This is a genomic window from Veillonella magna DSM 19857, assembly GCF_000428745.1.
Taxonomy (GTDB): Bacteria; Bacillota; Negativicutes; order Veillonellales; family Veillonellaceae; genus Veillonella_A; species Veillonella_A magna.
This window is the reverse complement of record NZ_KE386795.1, coordinates 148,869-174,212: the sequence shown is the minus strand read 5'-3', so window position 1 is coordinate 174,212 and position 25,344 is coordinate 148,869. Positions and strand designations below refer to the sequence as shown.

25 protein-coding genes are annotated in these 25,344 nt (G+C 41.5%); 3 read left to right on the top strand and 22 right to left on the bottom strand.

Annotation, left to right across the window (positions count from 1 at the left end; genetic code table 11):
- Positions 1 to 23: 23 nt before the first annotated feature.
- The 13 genes from G344_RS0107750 to G344_RS11035 form a co-directional block, all read right to left on the bottom strand.
- Positions 24 to 992 carry a polysaccharide deacetylase family protein gene (locus tag G344_RS0107750; RefSeq protein ID WP_028255700.1) on the bottom strand — a complete coding sequence of 323 codons (969 nt, stop codon included), beginning with the start codon at positions 990 to 992 and terminating at the stop codon, positions 24 to 26.
- Positions 993 to 999: 7 nt separating this feature from the next.
- Positions 1,000 to 2,169 carry a glycosyltransferase gene (locus G344_RS0107745; protein ID WP_028255699.1) on the bottom strand — a complete coding sequence of 390 codons (1,170 nt, stop codon included), beginning with the start codon at positions 2,167 to 2,169 and terminating at the stop codon, positions 1,000 to 1,002.
- 115 nt (positions 2,170 to 2,284) lie between these two features.
- Positions 2,285 to 3,403 (bottom strand): EpsG family protein, encoded by a 1,119-nt coding sequence (locus G344_RS0107740; protein ID WP_028255698.1) that lies wholly within the window; start codon positions 3,401 to 3,403, stop codon positions 2,285 to 2,287.
- A 2-nt stretch (positions 3,404 to 3,405) separates the two neighbouring features.
- The gene (locus G344_RS11045; RefSeq protein ID WP_051245865.1) at positions 3,406 to 4,473 is read right to left on the bottom strand and encodes a glycosyltransferase family 4 protein; all 1,068 of its coding nucleotides are present in this window, start codon (positions 4,471 to 4,473) and stop codon (positions 3,406 to 3,408) included.
- Between the two features lies 1 nt (position 4,474).
- On the bottom strand, positions 4,475 to 6,778 hold the full coding sequence (locus tag G344_RS11730; RefSeq protein ID WP_071838107.1) for a glycosyltransferase: 2,304 nt from the start codon (positions 6,776 to 6,778) through the stop codon (positions 4,475 to 4,477).
- Positions 6,779 to 6,785: 7 nt separating this feature from the next.
- Complete coding sequence (locus tag G344_RS0107725; protein ID WP_028255697.1) at positions 6,786 to 7,601, bottom strand: glycosyltransferase; 816 nt, start codon at positions 7,599 to 7,601, stop codon at positions 6,786 to 6,788.
- A 2-nt stretch (positions 7,602 to 7,603) separates the two neighbouring features.
- Positions 7,604 to 8,302 carry a sugar transferase gene (locus G344_RS0107720; RefSeq protein WP_028255696.1) on the bottom strand — a complete coding sequence of 233 codons (699 nt, stop codon included), beginning with the start codon at positions 8,300 to 8,302 and terminating at the stop codon, positions 7,604 to 7,606.
- 34 nt (positions 8,303 to 8,336) lie between these two features.
- Positions 8,337 to 9,590 (bottom strand): DegT/DnrJ/EryC1/StrS family aminotransferase, encoded by a 1,254-nt coding sequence (locus G344_RS0107715; RefSeq protein WP_244869510.1) that lies wholly within the window; start codon positions 9,588 to 9,590, stop codon positions 8,337 to 8,339.
- 49 nt (positions 9,591 to 9,639) lie between these two features.
- Complete coding sequence (locus G344_RS0107710; protein ID WP_028255694.1) at positions 9,640 to 10,320, bottom strand: CpsD/CapB family tyrosine-protein kinase; 681 nt, start codon at positions 10,318 to 10,320, stop codon at positions 9,640 to 9,642.
- Complete coding sequence (locus G344_RS0107705) at positions 10,302 to 11,804, bottom strand: GumC family protein (RefSeq protein ID WP_038155275.1); 1,503 nt, start codon at positions 11,802 to 11,804, stop codon at positions 10,302 to 10,304. Before G344_RS0107705 ends, G344_RS0107710 begins: the two co-directional genes overlap by 19 nt.
- A gap of 14 nt (positions 11,805 to 11,818) precedes the next feature.
- Positions 11,819 to 12,478: a polysaccharide biosynthesis/export family protein gene (locus G344_RS0107700; RefSeq protein ID WP_028255692.1), complete on the bottom strand. Its 660-nt coding sequence runs from the start codon at positions 12,476 to 12,478 to the stop codon at positions 11,819 to 11,821.
- 47 nt (positions 12,479 to 12,525) lie between these two features.
- Positions 12,526 to 13,317 (bottom strand): tyrosine-protein phosphatase, encoded by a 792-nt coding sequence (locus G344_RS0107695; RefSeq protein WP_028255691.1) that lies wholly within the window; start codon positions 13,315 to 13,317, stop codon positions 12,526 to 12,528.
- Between the two features lie 43 nt (positions 13,318 to 13,360).
- On the bottom strand, positions 13,361 to 15,298 hold the full coding sequence (locus G344_RS11035) for a polysaccharide biosynthesis protein (RefSeq protein ID WP_071838106.1): 1,938 nt from the start codon (positions 15,296 to 15,298) through the stop codon (positions 13,361 to 13,363).
- A gap of 468 nt (positions 15,299 to 15,766) precedes the next feature.
- On the opposite strand from G344_RS11035, the gene G344_RS11535 reads away from it, so the two are divergent.
- Entirely contained in the window at positions 15,767 to 16,300 is a 534-nt protein-coding gene (locus G344_RS11535) for a DUF2726 domain-containing protein (protein WP_028255690.1), read from the top strand.
- Between the two features lie 71 nt (positions 16,301 to 16,371).
- Here G344_RS11535 and rpmF read toward each other — a convergent pair whose 3' ends face one another.
- The 6 genes from rpmF to G344_RS0107655 all read right to left on the bottom strand — a co-directional run bounded on the left by rpmF (position 16,372) and on the right by G344_RS0107655 (position 18,876).
- The gene (rpmF, locus tag G344_RS0107680; RefSeq protein ID WP_028255689.1) at positions 16,372 to 16,554 is read right to left on the bottom strand and encodes a 50S ribosomal protein L32; all 183 of its coding nucleotides are present in this window, start codon (positions 16,552 to 16,554) and stop codon (positions 16,372 to 16,374) included.
- A gap of 35 nt (positions 16,555 to 16,589) precedes the next feature.
- Complete coding sequence (locus G344_RS0107675) at positions 16,590 to 17,105, bottom strand: YceD family protein (RefSeq protein ID WP_028255688.1); 516 nt, start codon at positions 17,103 to 17,105, stop codon at positions 16,590 to 16,592.
- Positions 17,102 to 17,236, bottom strand: coding sequence for a hypothetical protein (locus G344_RS12235; protein ID WP_277352589.1), 135 nt, complete (start codon positions 17,234 to 17,236; stop codon positions 17,102 to 17,104). Before G344_RS12235 ends, G344_RS0107675 begins: the two co-directional genes overlap by 4 nt.
- Positions 17,237 to 17,282: 46 nt before the next feature.
- Positions 17,283 to 17,417, bottom strand: a complete 135-nt coding sequence (locus G344_RS0107665; protein ID WP_028255687.1) for a rubredoxin — start codon at positions 17,415 to 17,417, stop codon at positions 17,283 to 17,285.
- A 109-nt stretch (positions 17,418 to 17,526) separates the two neighbouring features.
- The gene (locus G344_RS12070; RefSeq protein WP_028255686.1) at positions 17,527 to 18,312 is read right to left on the bottom strand and encodes a TPM domain-containing protein; all 786 of its coding nucleotides are present in this window, start codon (positions 18,310 to 18,312) and stop codon (positions 17,527 to 17,529) included.
- A 9-nt stretch (positions 18,313 to 18,321) separates the two neighbouring features.
- Positions 18,322 to 18,876: a LemA family protein gene (locus tag G344_RS0107655; protein ID WP_028255685.1), complete on the bottom strand. Its 555-nt coding sequence runs from the start codon at positions 18,874 to 18,876 to the stop codon at positions 18,322 to 18,324.
- Positions 18,877 to 19,159: 283 nt separating this feature from the next.
- Here G344_RS0107655 and G344_RS0107650 point away from each other — a divergent pair, with 283 nt between their 5' ends.
- Both G344_RS0107650 and G344_RS0107645 read left to right on the top strand, forming a co-directional pair.
- Positions 19,160 to 20,101: a nitronate monooxygenase gene (locus G344_RS0107650; protein WP_028255684.1), complete on the top strand. Its 942-nt coding sequence runs from the start codon at positions 19,160 to 19,162 to the stop codon at positions 20,099 to 20,101.
- A 15-nt stretch (positions 20,102 to 20,116) separates the two neighbouring features.
- Positions 20,117 to 20,662: a gamma carbonic anhydrase family protein gene (locus G344_RS0107645; protein WP_028255683.1), complete on the top strand. Its 546-nt coding sequence runs from the start codon at positions 20,117 to 20,119 to the stop codon at positions 20,660 to 20,662.
- Between the two features lie 248 nt (positions 20,663 to 20,910).
- Here G344_RS0107645 and nrdG read toward each other — a convergent pair whose 3' ends face one another.
- The 3 genes from nrdG to G344_RS0107630 form a co-directional block, all read right to left on the bottom strand.
- Positions 20,911 to 21,408, bottom strand: coding sequence for an anaerobic ribonucleoside-triphosphate reductase activating protein (gene nrdG, locus G344_RS0107640; protein ID WP_028255682.1), 498 nt, complete (start codon positions 21,406 to 21,408; stop codon positions 20,911 to 20,913).
- Between the two features lie 109 nt (positions 21,409 to 21,517).
- Positions 21,518 to 23,668, bottom strand: coding sequence for an anaerobic ribonucleoside-triphosphate reductase (gene nrdD / locus G344_RS0107635; RefSeq protein ID WP_028255681.1), 2,151 nt, complete (start codon positions 23,666 to 23,668; stop codon positions 21,518 to 21,520).
- Positions 23,669 to 23,994: 326 nt separating this feature from the next.
- Entirely contained in the window at positions 23,995 to 25,344 is a 1,350-nt protein-coding gene (locus G344_RS0107630) for an AMP-binding protein (protein ID WP_051245864.1), read from the bottom strand.

Below are 25,344 nucleotides of genomic sequence, written 5' to 3'. Positions count from 1 at the left end.
AATAATTGATCCTACAATCCATTTTATTTTTGCTCATGCATAAGTCCATCTGCACGAAACTTTGTTTTCGTATACTCTGCTAATGTTCTGCCGTCAAAAAATTGGCTTACATAATCAAATAATTTTTCTAAATCATTATACAATTGTTCTATGGATTGTTCATTAGGGAACGTGGGGCTTCCTCCTGGCATCAATTCAGAAGAATGTATCATAAACATTGCATAATCGCTTTTTGATTGTACAACCGTATCTATTACATCTTTCATTTGATGGAAATTATATCCATTAGGTCGTATCCATAGGGACTGACCTTTAATCCTTCTCCATACGGTTCCAGCTATCGACCTTGGTGTTAGTCTTTTAGGTAAGTAAAATTTTTTACCTCTTCTCACTGTTACCGGTACTTCCAAGAGGTCCTTATCCTCGTCTATATAATACGGTTCTTCAGGATAGTGTCTATAGTCAGTACCTTTTGCCCCCTGCGTTTGTCCTAAACTAGTACGCCAATCAATGTGGGGAGTAACAGAACAATCTACCTTATACCCATATTTTTTTAACAAAGAGAAATATGTATCATTCATAGCCCATCGTCCGGCACGATGTGAGACAGGCTGAATACCTACTCTCTTAGTAATAAAATTCGTCATATAAGAAATTTTTTCTTCCATGACTTCTTCCGGATACTCTATTAAATAAGGCGCTCCGTTCTGAGCCACCGGCAAATCATATAACGGCGGAGAATTCCAGGCATGTAAATGCATACCTATTTCTCCCGAGTTATCTTTCGTAATAGCCTTTGCAAATTCTATATATGCGTCATCAGCTATCATTTCATAATTACTCAGCCATACAGGCTTAAATCCATAAGTATTTGCTAACATTTGGAATCGAGTAAGATATTTAACATTTTCGGTTCTAACAACATCCCCTGCTTTCCATTTCCATAAATTATCTCCTTCCGTGTCTATTGTAATAATAAAGGATTTTTTCATTTACCGATCAATTCCTTTCTTTAGCCTCTACGTGCATAGTTGCGTACTCATCTTCATATAATTTTTCTAATTTCTTAATAACATACTTCATATCCCATGACTCTAACCCATAATATTGAATTTTTTTCTCATCACAATCTGTAATACAATCCAGTATTTTATTGGCCCAGTCACTTTCTGATCTATCCAATGATACATATTGTATTAGATTACTAATGGCTGTTCTTTTATCTACTGCTTCGGATGTAACAACCGGACACCCTGCAAACTGGGCCTCGATAGTAACTATCGGAAGTCCTTCAGAGATGGAGGGAAATACAAAACAATCCATTGCTTTCATTATTTCAGGTATATCTAATCGATTTTCTAAAATCTTAATGTCCTCGTCAATGCCTAATAGCTTTGCCTCTTCAATAATTTTATTTTTTAGTTCCCCGGAGCCAACCAACAACAACTTGGCCGCAGGCACCTTATTTTTCACCTGTCTAAAAACTTTCAATAAGAATGTGTGGTTTTTTACCTGTACAAATCGACCAATATGACCAATAACAACATCGGTCTCTGCAAGGCCCAATCTCTGTTTTGCCTGCGACTTATTCAGGTTAATACGAAATCTATCTCCATCAACGCCATTATTCAGAACAGATATATTATTGAACTTAAAAATATCCTGCAGTTCATTTTTCATTTCGTCATGTAATGCGAGAATATGCGCTCTATATTTTTTTATTAATTTCTTTATATTGGATATAGCCCCTTTATATGCATAATCTTCCAACAAACGCTTTACTGTTGAATGATGTGTATAAAAAATAACAGTCTTTTCTTTTGGACTGGCAAAATTAACATAACTAGCAACATTAAGATGAAAATGTATAATATCCGGCTTCATTTTCCGAATATATTGTCTCACTAATATATATCTTAAGATCTTATTAAAAGCTCTCTCAAACAAGTTAGGATGTACTTTATTTATGAAAAACCTGTGATCCGATAAAAATGTAACAGTTATATTGCTTTCTTGTAATAACTTTTCATAAGGAGAATTCAGACGATTAAAACAAAGAACCTCAATATGAAATTTCTCTTTATCTATTTTCTGAGCATACTCCTTAACAAGAGTTTCTGCTCCACCTGAATATAAACTAGGTATAAAATGTAAAATATTAATTTTCATTTCTGTCCACACCTTATTGCAAAAATCAAATCAGACTTCTAGAGAAAAATTTCTCTTAAGCCAATCACATTAGAATATCATCAACGAATAAGCAGATCGCTGCATTTTTCTTTCCTCATATTACACTTTCCCAAAAAGGATAATAAGGGATAACATATCCAGATGATTCAGGAGTTGATAGAAGTACAAGAAAATAATATAATCCAAACGCAATCATCACACTACCATAAATAATTATATTTCCTACTTTTTTTCTAAAAGCATAAGAAATATCCGGAATTATAACAAATAAACTTATTAAGAAAAATCGCATAATACGTTCAAATAAGCCAATCTCTAGTGCCATAACATTAGAAATAATTGCTATTCCCAACATCCACAACCATAAATCAATTTTATTATCAAATGTCTTAATCCTACTTTTCATAATAAAGGTCAATATAAAAATAAAGGTTAAAACAATTAAAATAGATAAGCCACTACCGGTCCTATCCGCGTACCAAAAATATGATGTAAAGGATAATAATGTTGTCAAGAAAGATCTAGGAGTTAAAAAAATAATTATCGTAATAATTAAAATGACTTGAAATGCCTTTTTACTAAATTTTATCTTATCGAGAAAAAAAACTAGTATAAAAACAACAGATGAAGCATGTATTGAGATTGCCAATATAGTTATGATAAAAGCCTTTATTTTATTTTTTTCTTGCCAACAAACAAAAGCCCAACTTAATAATCCTATAGCAATATACTGACGAACAGTATTAAACGAATTACTCCAATAACCGTACGTTATAAATATAAAAATGCTTAACTCTGGTATTTTAGAAAACTTAGCAATAAATTTATAGAAGCCATATATTGTAATAGCGGAAGTTGCTATTAGAAAAGGCTGAATACTTGAGGGGAAAATTCCTGATAACAACTTACAAAAAATTATAAACCCCCATTCAAAACTCCATGACTCCTTAAAATAAACTAAATTTTCCCATGTTGTACCTGCGATGCTAAAGTACCTTGGTACATAGGTAAATAAATCTGTACCAACGGTCTCCCCTCTAATAGCTCCTATACAGCCCAATATAAACATAATACAAGCTGTCAAATAAACCCTCTTCTTATTTTCATCATAAACTGTATATCTCCCTATAACAACTTTTTGATAGCCAGAGAGAAAACAATACATAAATGAAAGAAAAGCCACGACAGAAAAGGTAAAATAATACACTGTCATACTTAACACCTCAATTGTTCAAAAAAACTTTCCCACTCATCATATATTGTAGACTTTTTGAACCTGTCTTCATAATCTTTATTATCATTCTTCAATGCTAGTTGACCATCATCTTGTAAAAATCTTCGCATAGCTTTTTCTAAGGACTGTACATCGTTACATGGAACAATAAGTCCATTCACCTCGTTTATTATAATCTCTCTTGCACCACCCGGACGGCAATCTGTAGAAATACAGGGCACCCCTAATACCATTGCTTCTATAAGCACATTTGGAAGACCTTCATAATCAGATGTTAGAACAAATAATGAAGATGTATTTAATATATCTAATATATTCTTTGAGGTCCCCCTCAAAAAGGCTCTATCCTCTAAATGAAGAAATCTAATCTGATTTTTTAAGTCTTTTTCTAGAGGCCCCTCACCATAAATCTCCAGCGAATATTCGGGAAAATCCGATGCCACTTTTGAAAAAGCATCTATCAGTAACTTCTGATTTTTCTGCGGATGCAATCGTCCTACATTTATAATAGCCTTTCTGCGACTCTGAGGTTGTTCATAATCTTTTTTACTAAACGATATAGGGTTCATAATAACTCTATAGTTCTCATTTTTGACTGTTGGAAAGTACTTTTTTGCTCCTTGTGACTGAAATACAAATCCATCTATTTTCGTAATACATAAGTTCCTAATCATCCCCAATATTCCGGTATACTCAGCATCAGAAGGATCTCCCCTCTCAGCATAAATAACCTTCCCTATAATTGATTTATTCATACAAGCAGTCATATACGCCGATTGAAACCAAAAGTTAACAACCAAATCACATTTGATTGTTTTTAAAACACCATAGAGCTTATAGTATCTGAAAACCAGTCGTCTATAATCAGTATACTTATCAGGAATATAAATATATTTTATTTTTTTATCTAATTCATAGCATAAGTTATTGGCGGCTAAAGAAACCAACGTCACATCATGTCCACGTGACACCATTTCATTAGCCAACATAATTATTTGTTTCTCTGCTCCACCAAATCCATGAAGATAAGCTACAAATACAATTTTCATCTTATCTAATCCTTTTTATAATTTTAACTAACTTTCTCAAAAATCTATAATTTACAGACACCATACTCATCAGCATCTTTCGATTAAAAGAAATTGGCGCATTCATCAATAGACTATAATGTTTTCTTAAATTATATTGCAGGAAATATATATCATTATCTGATATACTCTGATCTCTTCCTCCAATCACATATTTAGCTAAAAGTGAAAAATAGCTTCTTGCTACCTTAATTTCAGCAAGTTTTATTATTCCTGGATAATTTCTGTATCTTCTTGATAATTGAACCAACTCATTACTTGCATCTAATAAATCGAAATCTTTCCTCTTTAATTTCCCACTTGTTAAGCTATCAACATTCCCCTGGTAGTAATAATATCCCACTACATCTAAATGGACTAATGTATCCGCCTTTTCAAGCAATTTAAAATTAGTTACTATATCTTCATTTAACCTTCCTTCAGGGAAAATAATTCCTTCAAAAAGTCTTTTTTTGTATATTTTTCTACAGACAGAAAAAGGACATACATCTGTTTGACCACGATATAAATAATCCTCAATAATCATATTACCCTTGACAATAGTGGGTAATCCTTCTTCAGTGAATATAGGACTCTCCTTTCTTACCTTACTGAACTTAACTTTAAAATCTACAATATCACAATTAAAAGTATGAATAGCTTTTAAAGCTTTATCATAGATGTTATTAGCTATCCAATCATCACTATCAACAAATGTAATGTATTCTCCATGAGATAACTTTATTCCAGCATTTCTAGCACTAGATAACCCTCCATTCACTTTATGGATAACTTTAATTCTCTTGTCTTTTTCTGCCCATTTGTCACATAACTTTCCACTTAAATCGGTCGAACCATCGTCAACTAAAATAATTTCAATATTCCTATATGTTTGATTGAGTAAAGACTCTACACACATATCTAAATATTTATCTACATTATAAACAGGTACTATTATACTCAATAATTTCTCATTCTCTTTTGTTTTTGAAAGAGATGCTAAATAATTAAAGCTAGAATTAAAATCAATTATATAAAGTCCTCTTTTCCCCTCAAATACGCTATCAAAGCATATTTTATTACCTCTTCTATTCCATCGAGGATGTAAATCACACCGTGTATCATTATCGTATCTGAATGGAGAAAAGACTTTAGCTACAGTATATACTTTGTCTTTTGTACTATCCGCCTCCATAATCTTAATTTTTGAAATACGAGCACGGTCTGGATAGGTATCCGTAACAACATACTTTCTGTCAGGTGAGTAACTTGGATGTCCATCACTGGATAATTCCGGCCAACAATGGATATACTCTTGTGTTTTATCTTTCATTAAATAATATCCAGGTCCATCATTAGATTTATTTTCATAAGCCAATATATGCTCATTATCCTGCCAAAAACAATGGCTTACCATATCATCATCTGAAAGAACATACATATTAGTTCCATCAACGTCACATGTAATTAGCCGAGTATATTTTCTATGCCCGTTAAACCATCTATATAAGACCATAAATCTCTGATTATCTGGATTTAGCATTAAGTGATTAACCTTATGTACACTTCCCTCCTCCATCATCTCCGGTCTAGGCATAAATGAAGAAAAATCTACATATGTAAGCAAAGGTTTGCTTTCACCTGTAAAAAGATCAACATACCAAATAGCCGTTGCATCTGGAAGAGCTACGTCTTTAGTTTTTTCGGGAATATTATAGTATCCATAACCAGGACGAAGATTATATAACCGGCTAAAATCCAATGTTAAAGCAAATGTTCCGTCGGATGCTACCGTATATACAGGCATCTCAATAATTCTTTCTTCACCTGTAAACACATTCAAAACTATAGAACAGTATCTTCCTTCACGACAATCATTATAGATAATACGTTCCTTATAATCGGGGCCTAGCCACTGCAACATACATCCTTGTTGTACATTCCACGAATGCGATTCTGCTAGCTTGCGAATGCGTTTTGGATAGGACTCAGATAAACTTGTATCAATTAAAACAATATCCGCTACGTCTTTAGGTGAAACATCATCCCATGTTTTTTTTACTCGCAAGCACAACATATATTGTTCTGTGGCATCCCATGGCGATTTATCATAGTAACCAAAGAAATACTCATAGCTATCATCTATTGGTGTCATTCTCTGAATACTACCTTCTGATTTTATTTTTTTTGATAACCCATACATAGTATACTGGTATGCACGTTTTATAAACTTTTTAGCTACTGGATACTTATTTAACTGATAATTAATTGTCTGCTCAATCCCCATTATGCTATTATCTCCTTAATAAAACACGGTAAAGAAATTTTTGAAAGCCCACTGGCAATACATACATTCCCGTTTGAGCTACAGCTACCTTGAAAAAATCAAAGAAAGAGTTAAATCCACTTCTCCAAGCCCTATATCTTATACCAATAAGAATACTTGTATTCAACCATGTCTTACGCTTAGCATATGTATTTTTGTCAAATCTAAACCTAAATAAATCGCCGTCTAGATTTTTACATACAGCATGGTCTTGAAGCATTTTAATCCATAAATCTGTATCTTGATTTTTTCTATAACTTCCATATCCTCCAACAGCCTCAACTGCTGACTTTCTATACATAACGGTAGGATGGTTGAAAGGATCCCTTGTTCTGATGAACTTATATATTTCATCATTATCAAGAGGAACTCTTCTCTCTCCAATAATATTATTAATATCGCATTCAAATTCCCTTACTTGACAACCAACAATAGTAAGTGTTTTATTCTCATCAAAGGCCTTTACTTGTAATTCACAACGAGTCGGCATAGAGTAATCATCTGAATCCATTCTAGCAATTAATTCATTAGTGCAATATTTAAGTCCTTCATTTAATGCTAAGCCTAATCCTTTATTAGTGCTAAGTTGTACTTCTTTAATAGATATATCATCCGTTTTACATTTATCTATAACAGACTGCAATTCATGTGTTATAATGCCATCTTTTACAATTATTATCTCGTCTGGTCTATAACTCTGATTTATCATACTTCTTAAGCTTAATAGAAAATATTCAGGGTTATCTTTCTTATATACTGTCATCAGAACAGAATATTTTTCCACTTCTATTTATCTCCTATTCCAGCAACGCTCAATACCGTTTTAATCATCGTCTTGATGTCACTCATAAAGTTAAAATTCTTCACAGTTTGAAGGTTATATCTCATTTTTTCCGGTAATACATCTTCTATATATACCTTATCTGCATCAACAGCATTTTTTAGTAATTCCGCCTCATCCTTATATTTAATACTCGCTTCACTTGTAATCCCAGCTGGCAACAATAATGTAGCCAGCATTTCATTACTGTAATGTTCCACATATTTTGTAGCTTCAGGCCTTGTTCCTACGAAGCTCATATTACCACTGAGAACATCAAATACCTGAGGAAATTCATCAAGACGGTATTTTCTAAGAAAGTGACCAACCTTTGTAATGCGACTATCGCCTTGTACAGTGACTGCAGTTCCTATTTTATCCGCATTATTGACCATCGTCCTAAATTTATGGATTCCAAATTTTTTTCCATACGTTGTTACACGTTCTTGACGATAAAAAATAGGTCCCTTGGAATCAGCTTTAATGCACGCTGCGATAATTGCCATCGGTCCCGATAAAACAACAAGGAGCATGCTCCCTGCTATTACATCAAAGACTCGTTTGGCAATTAAGCTACCTTTCTTCTTCTCTAAAATGTCATAATATGGTCTCACCTCATCACATTGCATATGAGAGGGTAACTCATTCCATTTTCGTAATAGCATGGCACGCTCCTTATTCATTTACTTCTATTAATCTTTAATATTGCTTAATTACATCTTTTACATTTTCAATTACATAGTCCAAGTCCTCGTCGGATAAGTGTGTGTGCAAAGGTAATGTAATAAGATTCTGATAATAATCATAGGCATTTGGAAAATCCTTAATATCCCATCCCAACGCTTTATACGCCGTCATCATCGGCAATGGCTTATAGTGAACATTAGTTGCAATACCGCGTTTTGCCAATTCAGTAATAATTTCGCGGCGTACTTCATCGCTAGCCCCCGGAACTCGAATTAAATATAAATGACCGGAAGAAATCTGGTGTTCTGCAAAGTGATCCAAATGGAATAAACCTAATTCGTCACACATAGCATCATAGCGCTTAATCATCTCTTTACGGCGTTCCAGCAACTTCGGATAGCGATCTAGCTGTCGAAGTCCGATAGCAGCCATAATATCTGTCATATTACATTTATACCAAGGACCGATAATATCATATTCCCACGCACCGATTTGTGTCTTTGCCAATGCATCTTTACTCTGACCATGTAAAGAATACAATTGATACTGGTGATAAATTTCTTCATTATCAATTCCTGGGATATCCCGCCAGGTCGATGCACCACCTTCGGCCGTGGTAAAGTTTTTTACTGCATGGAAGGAAAAGTCGGTAAAATCTGCAATAGCACCGGTCATCACGCCATCTCGCGAAGCGCCGAGAGCATGTGCACAATCGGAGAAAATAAGAATACGACCTACACTCTGCTGAATACGAGCACCTAAATCATCTCCCTGCTTTGCCGTAAACAGATTACGTTTTTCTTCGGCAATCTTAAACAGAGGTTCATAATGTGCTACCACGCCACCTAAATCTACGGCTACAATCGCCTTTGTACGCGTTGTAATGGCTGCTGCTACTTTTTCGTAATCCATTTCCGTAGAATCTTTTTGGCTGTCTACGAAAATAACCTTCGCACCGCAATGAATAGCTGCCGACGCAGATGCTGTATATGTATAGGCCGGAACTATAACTTCGTCACCTTCACCAATACCGCAAATTCTAAAATTGAGTTCTTCTGCTGCTGTCGCCGAATTCAGGCAAACAACCTTACTGGTTCCGCAATAGTCTGCCAAGCGTTTTTCTAACTCTTTCGTCCGAGGTCCTGTCGTAATCCAACCGGATTGTAAGGCCTTAACTACTTCTTCAATTTCATAATCTGTAATATCAGGAGGGCTAAAGGGAATATTTCGTTTAGCCATATCTTTTAGTCCTTTAGTATCTGTCATAGTTCTCTCCTCCTACCTATGATGAAAATTTTTGTTTAGTATCTATCGCTTACAGCTTATCATCATCGTGATAATAATATTGATAATAGCCATAGCGTCGTTGTTGCGGCATCTTATTTAAGATAACGCCGAGAATGGTAACGCCGGCCTGTTGTAACCGTTTCTTCGCATCCATAGCTTCGTTCGGCGTCATACTGCCGGATGCCACTACCATGAGCACGCCGTCAACCATGTTCCCGATAACTGCCGCATCAGCTACAGCCAGAATCGGCGGTAAGTCGATAAGAACATAATCATAGTGATCACGGGCCCATGCAATGACCTCAGCCATTTTATGACTGCCCAATAATTCCGATGGATTCGGCGGAATCGGTCCGCTAGTTAATATATCTAAATTGGGAAATACATCGTGCTGCACCAAAGCATCCAAAGCTTTCCCGCGCACGAGAGTATTCGTCAAACCATCCTGCTCGATTTCAAACTTTTTATGCTGCGTCGGCTTACGCAAATCACAGTCAATGAGAAGCACCTTCTTATTGTCCTGCGCCATAACGATAGCCAAGTTGGCAATGGTCGTCGATTTCCCTTCCCCCGGTGAAGACGAGGTCACACCTACTACTTGCAAGGCTTTATCCGCTCCTGCAAATTGTAGGTTAATACGAATAGCACGGTAGCCTTCACTAATAGGAGAGAGCTTATCGTAATGTGCTATTAATTCCGTTTTCGCCATGACAATCCTCCTTTTAGCTTATCCCACCATGATTGTTTGCTGTGACCGGGACCCTCTTCCATCTGATCCTCAAATTTAGGAATCACACCCAGTACCGGCAAGCCCAAGTATTTTTCCACATCGTCTGCTGTGCGTACTTTGCGATTAAGCAGGCTCCGGGCAATAACGAAAGCACTGCTGCCTAGCAGCCCCAAGATAAACGCGATGGCTAACGTTAACACCTTACGCGGTGCAATCGGTTTTTCCGGCAGTGTCGGTTCATCGATAACCTGTACCTCTGTAGGTACCATGATTTCCGCTACCTTTGCTTCTTCCAAACGCTTCGATAGCATAACGTAGATTTCCTGTGCCACGTCCTGATCGCGTTTTAACTGAATATATCCCTTTTGCTGTTCCGGGAATTGTTCCATCATCTTATCCGCTTCCGCATCCAGCTGTGCCAAGGCACCGGATTTACTCTGTGCTACCGCAATCTGCGCTTCATTTTTAAACTTGCTCGCTAAGAGTCCTTGCTGAACCGGATTGCTGGACGGTGCTTCCTGAGAGACTACCTTGTCTATTTCCGTATTTAACGAAGACGTTACCTCTTGGATTTGTTTATTCAAAGCCTGCATCTTCGGATGTTCATCCGTATATTTGCCCACATAACCGGCTTTTTCTGCTTCCAGTTCCGCCAGTTGTGTTTTGTATTTCTGGATGGTCGGACTATCTGCAATGCTAATACCGGCTGACGATAATTGACCGTCCGCACTGGCCAAGGCTGCTTTTGCAGTTTCCAAATTCAATTGGTTTTCTGCCTTTGCCTTATCCAGCATAGAAATCTTATCGGTTAATCCCTTCATCTGATCCGTTGGCGAGAAGATTTTATTATCCGACTGGTACGCCTGCAATTTATCTTCTGCCGCCTGTAGTTCCTTCTTCGAAGAAACTACACGTTTTTCCAAAAATTGACGAATCACTTTCTTTTCATTCTGCGATAGTTCCGTTAAGCGTTTAAGGAAACCATTTACCAATAGCTTATTGGCTTCTTGCGCCCCTTCCGCCGTGTCGGCTGTCATGGCCACCTGCATGATGTCCGTATCCTTAAAGGGTGTCGTAGTAATATGCTTCTTAACAAAACCTTCATATTCCGGATATTTGCCTTCATCATTAGGCTCTTGCGTGGCTTCAATAACCGGAATAACTACCTGGCGGCTCTTTAAAATTTCTGCATCTGTACTCATCTGTTGCTTGGATTGCAATGGATTTCCCGATGCAAGACTACTCAGCATGGAATCACCCAAGCCTTGACTCTGCTTCACCCGCAGCAAGGCTACTGACTGGTATGTCGGTGTTGCGATTGCCAAATACAATCCGGCCAACAAAATACATACCGCCGTCGTTTTCACAATAAACGATGTATGCTCACGGATGGTATGCCACAGCTCGACCAGGTCTATGGTCTCTTCTTCTTTTGGAATATCCTTACGTGTATCTTCTGCCATTGTCACACCCCTTATCAATCATCTAAATTCTTTTTAGCTTCTGTAATAGAATAAACGGCACTAAAGATAGGTGCAATATCGCGACTAAAGCTAATACGACCATTCTTCGTTAAGTACAGCATATCGCCTTCGCGCATTTCGTAATTTTCGCTCATATCCCCCGTTTCGAGCATGCGATTTAAGTTAATAGCAATCAGTTCTTTCGGACGGTCTTGACGAATAAGGTAAATTTTCTTTTTCGCCGTATCCCAATTAAAACCGGAGGCAGCCCCGATAGCATCAATAACGGTATGTCCCTTGGTGAGCTCAAACGCACCGGGACGGTTCACTTCACCGAACACATAGACGCGTACGGTACCCAGTTTTACAACGTTTACCGCCACATCGGGATCCACAATATACTTGGACAAGCGCGTCCGCAGTTCCTCCGTAAATTGTGCTACCGTCATACCGTTTGCGTTAATTTCACCGGCCAGCGGTATGGATACTCTTCCATCAGGCCGTACCAAATAGGGTGTCATAGTACCCGATGCATTCACTGATGTACTGATGCTCGGCTCCTGGGTGACCACAATGCTTAGCTGATCACCGGAGCGCATGGTATATTCGCTGGCCATGGCGCCACTTGTCGTCAATGCAAGGCCCATGACCATTGCTGCCAATTTCTTCTTCATCCTACAACTCCTTATGCTATCCACTTACTTACGTGTTGCTATCTGTCTTATCCGAACAATTTGGCAAAGAAGCCTTTTTTCTTCGGCTTTTCTTCACGCCATTCCCCTTCTATGGACGGATAAATAGCTTTTTTATTCAATAGCTTTCTCCCATTATCCTCACAACGCTGCCATAAAGCGGCACCGTTCGTTAGCTTTTTAATCGCCACCTCAACAGGGGCCAAGTCAGGATTGCGCACCGTTGTCCGATGAGCATCACTGCCGAGGAAACAAATCATGTCCTTACGGGCCAGCATTTCTACACGGCGTTGTACTTCTTCACCGAAATAGCCTACAAAGCTACCGCCGTTACACTGGGTGAGTACCCCTTTTTCCAGCCACTTCCAAATGTACCGCGGTTTTTCCATAATGCGGTCATACCGTTCGGGATGTGCCAAGATAGGACGATAGCCACGTACCATTAATTCAAACAGCAAGTTTTCGGTTTGCTTCGGTTCACTTTGATTGGTCAATTCGCAAAGAATGTAGCGACTGCCAGCAATACAGTAATCCCGTGCGTCTTCCTTTAGGAAATTTAAGGCTTCAAAGTTAATTTCCACCTCCGCACCGGTATGAATGGTAATGGGAATGCCCGCTTTTTTGGCATCTTCCTGCAAGGCGGTTGCCTTTTCCACGATAACCGACCATTCCGGTACTACACCGCGCCGGTTCACATGAGGCGTGGCGATGATATCCGTCGTGCCGCAGGCTGCTGCCATACGCAACATTTCAATGGACATGTCAAACGATTTAGATCCATCATCTATATCATATAATATGTGAGAATGTAAGTCTATCATTAGATTAATCTCCTACTCTTCTTTTCTACGCGAGATATCCACTTTACTGTTTAGCATTCGTTTTAGTCAATGTAGCCGATGCAAGCTCGTTTAAGTTTACGCCGTCGCTGGTTGCCTTGGCGCGAATCAAGCTATCTGCCACGGCATTGGCCGCTTCCGATGTATGGTTCGGATGATAGGTGGGGATAATCTCTTTAAAAATGGTAATAATGTCATCCGCCGAATGTGTATGCAACAGCTCTTCGATTTTATTAAACAGCCAATCTGCATCCAGTGGTTCAATGCGTGCTTCGTAAATTTTTTCGTGTTTAGTGTGTTCCGTTCCCTCTTCGGCGGTCAACAATTCTTCATACAATTTTTCGCCGGGCCGTAAACCTGTAATCTGAATGGGGATTTCCGTTCCCGGTTCAAAGCCGCTGAGGCGAATCATATTGCGAGCGAGGTCAATAATCTTAACCGGTTCCCCCATGTCCAAGAGGAAGAGTTCGCCGCCTTTCCCCATGGCACCGGCTTGGAGTACCAATTGACTGGCTTCCGGAATGGTCATAAAGTAACGAATCATTTCTTCGTGCGTTACCGTTACCGGTCCGCCCTTGGCAATCTGTTCCCTGAAGAGCGGCACCACACTGCCGCGGCTGCCCAGTACATTGCCGAAGCGCACCGTTACATATTCCGTAGGATAACAGGTATTCATCGCTTGGATAACCTTTTCCGCAATGCGTTTTGACGCGCCCATAACGCTGGTCGGATTTACCGCTTTATCCGTAGAGATCATTACGAATTTACGTACACCGCTGCGTCCGGCTGCGTCCGCCACGGACCGCGTTCCTAAAATATTGTTCAACACTGCCGACATCGGCCATGCTTCCATGAGCGGCACATGTTTATGCGCTGCCGCGTGGAACACAACCTCCGGCTTGTATTCGGCGAAGATACTCATCAACTGTTCTGTATCGCGAATATCCGCCACTACCGGCGTAACGGCATCAACACCGTACTGCTTGCTCAGTTCTTTATTGATTAAGTAAATGCTGTTTTCACCGTGACCGAGTAAAATAAGTTTGGCCGGTTTCATGCGCATAACGCTGCGACAAATTTCCGATCCGATAGATCCGCCGGCACCGGTAACGAGAACAACCTTACCTTCCAGGTACGCCGCAATTTCTTCCATATCAAGGCGCACCGGTTCACGCTGCAGCAAGTCTTCGATTTCGATGGGACGCATCTGCGACAAGGATACATTGCCATCCAATAATTGATACAGTCCCGGCAAAATGTTTGTCTTACATTTCAGCGGTGCACAGATGGAAACGATTTCCTTCACCGTAGCTGCCTTCGCCGATGGCATGGCAATAACGATTTCTTTAATACCGTGTTCGGCTACGAGACGCGGAATATCGTGGCGGTCCCCCATAATCATCTGTCCCGCCAAGAGGCGACCTACCTTTTTCGGATCGTCATCCACAAAGCCTACGAGTTCACGATTTTTCGCATGATAGGTCATGATTTCACGGGCAATGATGGCCCCTGCATCACCGGCACCGACAATGAGGACAGGTACGGTTTCTTCATTCTTTTGCTTATTAGAATAATATTTCAAGCTAACGTAACGGAACATAAGTCGACCGAAGCCGATAATCCCGGTAATCACGATAAAGAGAATTACGTATAAGGAGCGTGGCAGGTTCAATCCCATGGCCATAGTAATCGCCGCGTAGGTAACACAAGCACCTAAGCCGGAATAAATGAGCGCAAACAATTCCCGCGATCCCGCATAACGCCATACCCGCTGATAAATGCGCAGAATATACATCCAAGCTAAATAGCTAAGCACCAGTATGGGCGCTGTTTGCTGCAGCATCGACGCATAGGGCGTTGTATGAAATTCAAAGCGCAAGCCGTAACTGATGGCTGTGCCCAAGAGCACCGCCACTATATCCGCTATAATAAAAATTAATAATTTCGTCCATCGTCCGCGCATGTACCATCATCCTTTGTTTCCAATACTACATCAAAAATTTTGTTTCAATTATATAACATCGTCCCCCCATTGTACATTTATAAATAATTTTTACTAAAAGGGAGAGCGTATTTCATTAATAACAATCAACATGTATGACAATTCATTATAGCACATCACAGATATGTAGAGTAGATGAAACTAGCGTTCTCGGTATATAATAATAGCCGTTGATATCCATCTGTTGGTATCCATCTGTTGATATCCATCTATTGGTATCCATTTACCAGCATACCCCCATTGGCATCTTATCATTTATTTATTAGTATTTATCTATTAGTATTTATCTATTAGTATTTATCTATTACTACTTATCTATTACTACTTATCTATTACTACTTATCTATTATTATTTATCTATTATATTATTGTGTCTATTATTATCTATCATCATCTCCCTATTGATATTGTAAGAAAGGGGTGCCTCGTATGCCGATATTGTCCACACCGTCTTTATATACTACCATTGAATGGCTCGCCCTCGGCGTTTCCATAGTCATCATCGCGCTCATAGCACGACGTGTATTTGGTTCTCGTCGCAAGGAAATCAATGCCAAGTGGTATACGCGAAATGGTGTCTACCCATTGACGAAGATGGAGCGCGATTTTTATGTGTTGCTTCGCCGGTATTTCGGTGATGATACCATCATTCTCTCTCAAGTGCCTCTCATCTGCTTGGCTCAACCTAAAGCACGTCCCGACACGGAAGTGTTTCGCCGTCTAAAATACAAAATCGATCGCATGCGATTGGACTTTGTTATCCTTCGCTCCACCGGCAGCGTGGAATGTATTATTGAACTTGACGGGGACTCGCATCAGACAAAAGCCCAACGTCGCCTCGACAAAGAGCGCGATCGCTTTCTTACCGAACTGGGCTACGATATTTTTCGCTATACACATAAAAACGGTACACCCCTCTCGAAAGAAAGAGTGTACCGCTTCTTGGATCAATATTTCGAATAATAGTATCTACCTTACAGCTATCGTCACTACAGGCAATAAAAAATCCCAAGGCATGTCCTTGGGATCATTTATTATTCAGCTACTTTGTTGATAACCTGAGTTCCTTTGTAATAGCCGCATGTAGGGCAAACCCGATGAGGCATCATAGGTTCGTGGCACTGCGGACAAGCTACATAGCCGGGAACAGTTAATTTCCAATTTGCACGACGACGGTCACGACGGCATTTGGACAATCTACGCTTTGGTACTGCCATTATCTGCACCTCCTTAACATAATCACTAGGATTAATTAATCATCATCTTTATCGAGCAGTGTACGAAGCACCGCCAATCGAGGATCCACCACAAAGGATTCACAAGAACAAGGTGAAACATTTAAATTTGCTCCGCAATGAACGCACAATCCTTTGCAATCATCCTGACATAACACTTGAGAGGGTTTATTGATGATTAATGTTTCCCGAATGAGGTCCGTTACATCGATGGTTTCACCATCAAAGGGAATTATTTCCGCATCCTCCGCATTCTGCCATTCTTTCAAAACACCAAAGGTTTCTTTGAACGGAGTCACCTGCACATGTGTAAGCGGAGTCAAGCACCGCGTACATTCGTACTCGCCTTCGGTACGAACGGTCCCTTCTACAATGTAATTCTGCCCATCATATCGAAACTCACCACTAATGGTTATATCATGACGGCTCCAAGGAAAAGCAGTTACGTCACCAAGCACGGTGGCCGGTTCCGTACATGTATAAGGAAACGGTTTTCCTATATGTTCTTTTGCTTGCTCTACTTGCAGTTTCATAATTCTACCTCGACTATACTATTATAGCTACCACACCGGCCTTTGTCAAATTCTATTTCGCCTAAGGCCAACGAGGCTGCTAAGCTATGACACAGCTTTACACCAGTCACAGACATACCCATATGTGTCAAAACGGCCCTCCTCGCGGAGAGCCGTTGGTTATTACCAATTCGTTTATTACATTTTTTCGAACTGATCTTTGCCTACACCGCAAACCGGGCAAACATAATCATCCGGCTGATCTTCGAATTTAACGCCTTCAACAGCTTCATCATAAATCCAGCCACAAACAACGCATACGTATTTATCCATCACTTGCGCCTCCTTTCGATCACAATATAGACACTTAATCTACACTCTTAGTCTATCACGGATATCGATATTTATCAATATCTTTTTTCTCATTTTTTCTTCATCATTATTACCAGCCTCGACCGGCTCCGCCACCGCCGCCGGAACCGCCGCCAAAACCGCCGCCACGGCCTCCGCCGAAGCCACCGCCTCCTCCGCCGCGGCCTCTCGATAACAGAATGATTATCATCATTGTCATCTGTCCGCCGAAGAAAAGGATGTCCACCGCGAAGAATCCGATAACCAAGGCACCGACCAACAGCTTTTGCCACCATGGCCACGAGCTATCGTTGTCTTGATTAGCCGCTACCTTTGTCGATTGACTCTTGGCATCGCCGGTTAAGGTGACATTGTATCCCTTGGCCGTCACTATCGCCATGGCCGTAAAGGTTTTCACTATACCCGTCTGCATCTGTCCTGCTTTAAAGTACGGCAATGCATAGGTATCGAGGAGTTGCCCTGCCTTGGCATCATTGATAATGCCTTCCAGTCCGTATCCCACTTCGATGCGCACACGCTTATCTTCGGTGGAAACGAGGAGTAGCATACCATTGTTTTCCTTCTTTTGACCTATGCCCCAACTGCGCAACACGGCCAAGGCATAATCATCCGGTGCTTCGCCCTCAAGGCTCTTCACCGTCAGCACCGCCAGTTGGGCTGTTGTCTTTTCATCTACTTCGTGCGCCAGCCTGTTCATCTCTGCTTCTGCTTGCGGCGATAGGATGCCTGCCGTATCCACTACATAGACACCGGGCTGTGGTTTTTGCGGAATGTCCGCAGCCGATGCTGTTTGCATCACACCGAACAGGATGACGAAGGCCAGTAGAATTCTACCTACATATCGTTTCCATTTCATAGGCTACCCTTAGAAGGATACCTTCGGAACCTGCTGTGCTTCCTTGGAGGCTTCGAAATAATCCTTAGCACTGAAACCAAACATACCGGCATACACACTGGTTGGGAAGGTACGCACTTTGGCGTTGAAGGCCTGTACGCTCTGGTTATAGTCGCGGCGAGCTACGGCAATTCGATTTTCCGTACCGGCCAATTCGTCCTGAAGGGCACGGAAGTTAGCATCCGCCTTCAAATTCGGATAGTTTTCCGCTACCATCAGCAAACGGCTGAGAGCGCCGGTCATCTGATCATTGGCTTCCGATGCTTCTTTTACAGATTTAGCCCCACCCAAACGAGCACGCGCATCGGCTACGGCCTTGATGGCTTCTTGTTCATGAGATGCATAGCCCTTTACGGTGTTGACTAAATTAGGAATTAAATCGTTACGCCGTTGTAGCTGTGTTTCTACCTGTGACCATTGTCCGTTCACTTGTTCATCCATTTGAACCAATCCGTTATAGCCGCTGACCAGCCAAGCTATCAGGGCTATGATGACAACGACCACCCCAATCCATACTTTTTTCATACGTATCAAACGCTCCTTTCGTTATCACAGTATCTCGCATCATTATCTTCGCAGGATACACTGTGTATCACATGCCGGGCTTATAACTTTTATTGTTCAGTCATTGCCCCTTGCAAATTACTTACTTACTGCATACTTGTATTATATCATATTTAAAAATTTTTCGTCATTGACACCCTTCCTCTGTATTTTTCTACCATTTTACTATATAATAGGATTCGTAAGCAATAAAAGAAAATGATTCTTAAATTTACGGTATATATGTTACGTATAGGAGGTTTACATGAATACACGATTAACAGAATTGTTAGGCATTACATACCCTATCATCCAAGGTGCTATGGCATGGACTTCGGAGCACAAATTAGCGGCTGCCGTGGCTAACGCCGGTGCTACGGGTGTTATCGCTTCCGGCGGACGCGATGCTGATTGGCTGCGCAATGAAATTCGTCAGGCCAAGGCGTTGACGGATAAGCCGTTCGGTGTTAACTTAATGCTCATGGCAAAAAATATTGATGAGCTTTTACAGGTGTTGGTAGAAGAAAAGCCTGCCTTTGTCACCTTGGGAGCCGGTAATCCGGTGCCTCACATCGAACCGTTACACGCAGCCGGTATTAAGGTGATTCCTGTTGTGCCTAGCGTAAAATTGGCTAAACGCGTAGCCGGATCCGGCGCAGATGCTATCATCATTGAAGGACAGGAAGCGGGCGGTCACATCGGTACGCAGACGACGATGGCTCTTATGGAAAACGTATTGCCCGAAGTAGATATTCCGGTAATCATCGCCGGCGGTATTGCTGACGGCCGTGCATTGGCCGCTGCCCTTACCATGGGTGCCGAAGGGGTACAGATGGGTTCTCGCTTTATCTTAGCCGAAGAGTGCCAGATGCATCCGAATTGTAAAGAAGCTATTATCGCCGCTACCGATACGGATTCTGCCGTAACCGGTCTTACCAGTGGTCACGGCGGTGTTCGTTCTTTGAAAAACGAATTCACCGCTAAATATTTGGCTGCCGAATTCAGCTGCACGCCAAAGGAAGAATTGACGGCTATGTCCGTGGGCACGAACCGTCTGGCTGCGGTTGACGGCGATATTGTAAACGGTGCCGTTCAGTGCGGTCAGAGCTTAAACCGTCTTACTAAAATCGAACCGGCTAAGGCCATTGTGGAATCCGTTGTTGCCGAAGCCAAGGAAGCCATCAAACGCGCCCAGCGTTTTATTTAAGAAGGAGATGTTATTATGTTACCGTTCAAAGGTAAATATCCTAAGCTGGATCCTAAAAGTTGTGTTATGCCCGGTGCAGAGCTCGCCGGCGATGTAGAGTTAAAGGAATACGCCTCCGTTTGGCAAAATTGTGCCATGCGCGGCGACGTAAATAAAATCGTAATCGGTCGCTACACCAATGTACAGGATAATTCCGTTCTTCATGTTGACGATGACAAAGCGTGCATTCTCGGCGATTATGTTACCATCGGTCACAATGCAATCGTTCATGCGTCTACCTTGGAAGATCATGTATTGGTCGGCATGGGTGCCATCGTTCTCAGCGGCTGTCGTATAGGTAGAGGCTCCATCATTGCTGCCGGTGCAGTTGTGTTGGAAGGGACTACCATTCCTCCCTACTCGCTCGTAGTCGGCTTACCGGGTAAAGTAATTCGCACCGATGAAAGTCAGTTGGAACGCATTCACAACCAAGCCGTTAAGTATAAAACATTGTGGACGAAGGAATACGGTCTTCTTCCCGATGCCGGCGGCGAAGTGTACGACGGCGCAAAAATCGTATAAGTCTGCGATGATGCCAACATCGTATACGTGTACGGCAGTACCAACATCATATACATGTACGACGGTGCCAACATCTTATACATGTACGACGGTGCCAACATCTTATACATGTGTAGCAGTACCAACATCGTATAAGAGCTAACATCATATAAAACTAATTATATATTATGTCACTACAACAAAAGGGCTGTAACGAAATGAGATCACTCATTCGTTACAGCCCTTTTCATGTATTTCTTTTCTTGATGTTATTCCATAGCAATGACAGGTGTACCGGCTTGAAGCGATGCTTTTACATCCAGTATCCGCTGATTACTGCTGCCGCGAAATCGCAAAGCCGGATCCCGTAGTGCATCCACATAACGACCATCGACGAGAATATCACATTGCTCTAACAGCGCTTTCTTATTGGGGCAAGCCATAATCTCTTCAAAGGTATAGCCGGAGTAGGTCCATATATTTTTTTCCGGTACTGCCTTGCGCACCGCTTGTACCAGCGGCAGTAAGCCGTCTACATTCTGAAAGGGTTCTCCCCCGAGAAGTGTCAGCCCCGCTACGTTCGGATCCTGTACGTAATCCAGTACTTCCTTTGTTTCCTTCTCCGTCCAAGGTGTACCTGCCGTAGGATCCTGATATTCCTCATTAAAACAATTAAAACATTTATGTGTACAGCCGGTGACAAATACTGTCGTACGAATGCCATCGCCGTTTGCTATATCATATTTCCGAATTTGCCCGTAATTCATACCATCGCATCCTTTTATATTTCGTTTGCGTTTTTTATATTTTATTCACATTTATATTTTATTTATAGTTTCCCATTTTGTTTACATCGTTTCTATTGGGTTTGCCTTCTTATATGTGCAGCACGCGATCCTTGATCTCCTTCGTACGCCCTTCGTTCCAGAAATTTTCTCCCAGGTACCCGCAGGTACGACGAATTACCGTCAGCTTGTCACGATCGGTATTATGGCAACGCGGGCATTCCCACTGATTATCATCGTTAACTTTGATTTCACCGTCAAAGCCGCACACATGACAGTAATCGGATTTCGTATTAAATTCTGCATAAGAAATATTATCGTAAATGTAACGAATCATGGTTAACACGGCGGGAATGTTATTTGTCATATTCGGAATTTCCGCATAGGAAATACAACCGCCGGTAGATTTCTTCTGGAATTCCGCTTCGTACTTGAATTTATCGAAGACGTTGATTTCTTCCCGTACGTTAACATGATAGCTATTCGTGTAATACCCTTTATCCGTAATGTCCGGAATTTCTCCGAAGCGGGCTCGGTCGATAGAAGAGAAGCGATTGGTCAGACTTTCTGCCGGTGTACCGTAAAGAGCAAAGCCCATATTGTGCTTAGCGCGCCATTCTTTAATCGCCGCGTTCAAGCGATCCATAATTTTCATGGCAAAGCGACGACCGTCCGGTTCCGTATTGGACTGCCCCGTAATAAGGCGTGTTGCTTCGTAAATCCCGATATACCCCATGGAAATCGTAGCATAACCGCCCTTTAGGAATTTGGCAATGGACTCGCCCTTTTTAAGACGAGCAATAGCCCCGTACTGCCAGTGAATCGGCGATACATCGCTGGTTACGTTTTTCAACAGTTCGTAACGAAGCAGTAATGCTTTTTCAACCAGCTTCAAGCGCTTGTCCAAAATTTCAAAAAATTTATCTTCATTACCGCGTGCTAATATACCGATTTGCGGCAAGTTGATGCTGACTACACCCATGTTAAAGCGACCGTCAAAGACGTACTCGCCCTTTTCGTTTTTCCACGGCGACAGGAAGGAACGGCATCCCATAGGGCTGAACACATTGCCTTCGTAAATTTCTTTCATTTTTTTTGCCGAAATATAATCCGGGTACATCCGTTTCGCCGTACATTTAGCCGCGAGTTCCGTCAAATAGTAGTACGGGCTATCCGGATAGATATTGTGTTCGTCTAATACGTAAATCAATTTCGGGAATGCCGGTGTAATATATATATTCGCTTCATTCTTCACGCCTTGAATACGTTGTTTCAAAATTTCTTCATCGATTAAAGCCGCTTCCTTCGCATATTCGCTGTTCGGATCGAAATGCATGAACAATGTAACAAACGGTGCCTGCCCGTTGGTTGTCATCAATGTATTAATTTGATACTGAATGGTTTGGATACCATCCTTTACTTCCTTGCGCGTACGCTTCCAGGCGATTTCGCGCGCCTTTTCCATATTCGGTTCCATCCCGTAAATCTCTACTTGTTCTTCAATGACATTATTGAGAATCTTTTCGTAGGATTTACGCACAAACGGTGCCAAAATGCGATCGATGCCGTTAATGCTTTGTCCGCCGTACTGACCGGATGCTACCTGCGCAATAATCTGCGTCGTTACGGTACAAGCTACTTGGAAAGACTTCGGCGTATCAATGCGTTTGCCGTTGATAACGGTTCCGTTCGTAAGCATGTCCTTCAAATTAATTAAGCAACAATTAAACATCGGCTGAATAATATAGTCCATGTCGTGGAAATGGATAGCGCCGCTGTCATGCGCTTGTACAATATCGGCGGGAATCAATTTACGGCGTGCAATATCCTTGCTGACTTCACCGGCAATCAAATCGCGCTGTGTGGAAACGATGGCCGCATCCTTATTGGAGTTTTCATCCAACACCGCTACGTTACTGCGATCCAACAAGCCGAACACATCTTTGTCCGTCGTATTTTCGCGACGTTTAAAGGCCTGTACTGCCTTGTAGTTTTCATAGGCTCTTGCCGTTGCGGGATTATTGTATTCTACCAATTTGTAATACACTTGATCTTCGATGGCATAAATAGTCATGTCCTTATGCAGCTTGGATGCATAGCCTTCGATTTCATTGGCAATACGATCCGCCAAGCCTTCTTCATATAAACCGGTACTGCTGTTCATTGCTTTTTCGATGGCGATTACAATTTTTGATTTATCAAAAGGCACCTTGTGTCCGTCTCGTTTAATAACCTGTAACATAGCTTCCTCCAAATACGAAATCTACCTCATCTTTACACTATATATTGTGTTACCCCTTTGTTCAACACAATATATAATACCATATCATCCATCGATTAGACCATACATACATATAGGGGATTGACATTTTATCGCATGCCAATCCCCGTGTATTTCCTATTTTATTTTACAGTTACCAAACATAGCCTACTATATATTGTGATTAAATTCGCGTACCAAGTAATATAATTACTTCAAAATTACACGTTTCGTGTAATTTAATTACCTCGCTTGTGAATTTATTTTCTATTCATCAAAACAAATGATAGGGTTCATACCGGCCATGGTTATGTCTCCAATAACCTTAAGAGCTGTCGCTTATCTATTTTCGATCCCGCCGTAAGCGGTATTTCCTCTACACCTATGATGCGATGCGGCATTTCTTGCACAGATAACACCTTCGTCATAACTTTTTTTATCATCGTTTCCGTATATCCCGGTTCGCATTGAATGAAGGCTACCGGTTCTTCACCGCGCAACGCATCCGGTTGTCCCATAACGACTGCCTCTGCCACACCATCCAGCTCCTGAATCTTTTTTTCCAACAACGGCACAGACAGTTTATAACCGCCTCGGTTAATAACGGCACCGCCGCGCCCTTCGAACATAAGTCGTCCCGACGAACTGAACCAGCCCTTATCGCCGACGGAGAACGGACAAGCTACGCCTTCAATCGTATATGGCGAGGTAACGTAAATCATGTGATCCTCATCAACCGTAACCCTTACTCCCGGGAAAGGCCTGCCCACCGTATTCGGCTCCAGCAGCCACTCCTCGGCGGTGCAGCACGTAACATAGTTTAGTTCGCTGGCACCGTAATAAAGAATAAACCGCGCCTGCGGCCAAGTCCTTTGCAAGTGATGCATCAGCTTTGTGTCCAACATTTGCGAACCTGCAAAAATCATTCGCAAGGACGATAGTGCCGCCGTATTCTCCTTGCTTATAGGCATTGCCTCCATAAGCAAACGCAATTTGGTAGGCAATAAGTAGATGTGTGTAATCGCATACCGCGCCATCACCTTCAGCCACGACCGCGGGCGCAAATAAGCAGAGGTCACCACCGTACCGCCGGCATACCATACGGCCAACAGAGCATTTAAGTTACCGGTAAAGCTCATGCTGCCATGTAAAAACAAACGTGTATCCTTAGTTACTTCAAAGATTTCATTTTGTACGGGAAAGAAATCGGCCCACGAAGCGGTACGTCGCCACAAGATTTTCGGTACCCCCGTTGATCCTGACGAAAGCACGCCGAAGTCAGCCTTGTCGCAACAAGCGCTAGGTTCTTTCAATCGTTCCTCCAGTGCCTTTCGAACGGTATCATCACTGTCCGGATGACCGATGATCGGCTGTAGACCTGCTCCTATGGCAGCTATCCACACCGTCAACTGGTCGTACACGGAATTTCGGTATATGACTGGCGGCTGTGGTTGCGCATACGTTTCCAGCTTTTCTTTTTCCACCTGCACGTCTCGCATAAAGTTATCATAGGTGTATACCGCATCATCGATACACAAACAAGGTTTATTCGGCTCCGCCTTTTGCCATGCAAGCATCATCGCATATAACGAGGTCACTCTATTCCTCTCCGGGGAATACGTCATCTCACTTTGTCCGGTCTGATTATAATCATCCAT

Excerpts from the sequence above, each read along its gene's own strand:
- G344_RS0107750 (WP_028255700.1), bottom strand. The coding sequence starts at position 992 with ATGAAAAAATCCTTTATTATTACAATAGACACGGAAGGAGATAATTTA.
- G344_RS0107745 (WP_028255699.1), bottom strand. The coding sequence starts at position 2,169 with ATGAAAATTAATATTTTACATTTTATACCTAGTTTATATTCAGGTGGA.
- G344_RS0107740 (WP_028255698.1), bottom strand. The coding sequence starts at position 3,403 with ATGACAGTGTATTATTTTACCTTTTCTGTCGTGGCTTTTCTTTCATTT.
- G344_RS11045 (WP_051245865.1), bottom strand. The coding sequence starts at position 4,473 with ATGAAAATTGTATTTGTAGCTTATCTTCATGGATTTGGTGGAGCAGAG.
- G344_RS11730 (WP_071838107.1), bottom strand. The coding sequence starts at position 6,778 with ATGGGGATTGAGCAGACAATTAATTATCAGTTAAATAAGTATCCAGTA.
- G344_RS0107720 (WP_028255696.1), bottom strand. The coding sequence starts at position 8,302 with ATGCTATTACGAAAATGGAATGAGTTACCCTCTCATATGCAATGTGAT.
- G344_RS0107715 (WP_244869510.1), bottom strand. The coding sequence starts at position 9,590 with ATGACAGATACTAAAGGACTAAAAGATATGGCTAAACGAAATATTCCC.
- G344_RS0107710 (WP_028255694.1), bottom strand. The coding sequence starts at position 10,320 with ATGGCGAAAACGGAATTAATAGCACATTACGATAAGCTCTCTCCTATT.
- G344_RS0107705 (WP_038155275.1), bottom strand. The coding sequence starts at position 11,804 with ATGGCAGAAGATACACGTAAGGATATTCCAAAAGAAGAAGAGACCATA.
- G344_RS0107700 (WP_028255692.1), bottom strand. The coding sequence starts at position 12,478 with ATGAAGAAGAAATTGGCAGCAATGGTCATGGGCCTTGCATTGACGACA.
- G344_RS0107695 (WP_028255691.1), bottom strand. The coding sequence starts at position 13,317 with ATGATAGACTTACATTCTCACATATTATATGATATAGATGATGGATCT.
- G344_RS11035 (WP_071838106.1), bottom strand. The coding sequence starts at position 15,298 with ATGCGCGGACGATGGACGAAATTATTAATTTTTATTATAGCGGATATA.
- G344_RS11535 (WP_028255690.1), top strand. The coding sequence starts at position 15,767 with ATGCCGATATTGTCCACACCGTCTTTATATACTACCATTGAATGGCTC.
- rpmF (WP_028255689.1), bottom strand. The coding sequence starts at position 16,554 with ATGGCAGTACCAAAGCGTAGATTGTCCAAATGCCGTCGTGACCGTCGT.
- G344_RS0107675 (WP_028255688.1), bottom strand. The coding sequence starts at position 17,105 with ATGAAACTGCAAGTAGAGCAAGCAAAAGAACATATAGGAAAACCGTTT.
- G344_RS0107665 (WP_028255687.1), bottom strand. The coding sequence starts at position 17,417 with ATGGATAAATACGTATGCGTTGTTTGTGGCTGGATTTATGATGAAGCT.
- G344_RS12070 (WP_028255686.1), bottom strand. The coding sequence starts at position 18,312 with ATGAAATGGAAACGATATGTAGGTAGAATTCTACTGGCCTTCGTCATC.
- G344_RS0107655 (WP_028255685.1), bottom strand. The coding sequence starts at position 18,876 with ATGAAAAAAGTATGGATTGGGGTGGTCGTTGTCATCATAGCCCTGATA.
- G344_RS0107650 (WP_028255684.1), top strand. The coding sequence starts at position 19,160 with ATGAATACACGATTAACAGAATTGTTAGGCATTACATACCCTATCATC.
- G344_RS0107645 (WP_028255683.1), top strand. The coding sequence starts at position 20,117 with ATGTTACCGTTCAAAGGTAAATATCCTAAGCTGGATCCTAAAAGTTGT.
- nrdG (WP_028255682.1), bottom strand. The coding sequence starts at position 21,408 with ATGAATTACGGGCAAATTCGGAAATATGATATAGCAAACGGCGATGGC.
- nrdD (WP_028255681.1), bottom strand. The coding sequence starts at position 23,668 with ATGTTACAGGTTATTAAACGAGACGGACACAAGGTGCCTTTTGATAAA.
- G344_RS0107630 (WP_051245864.1), bottom strand. The coding sequence starts at position 25,344 with ATGGATGATTATAATCAGACCGGACAAAGTGAGATGACGTATTCCCCG.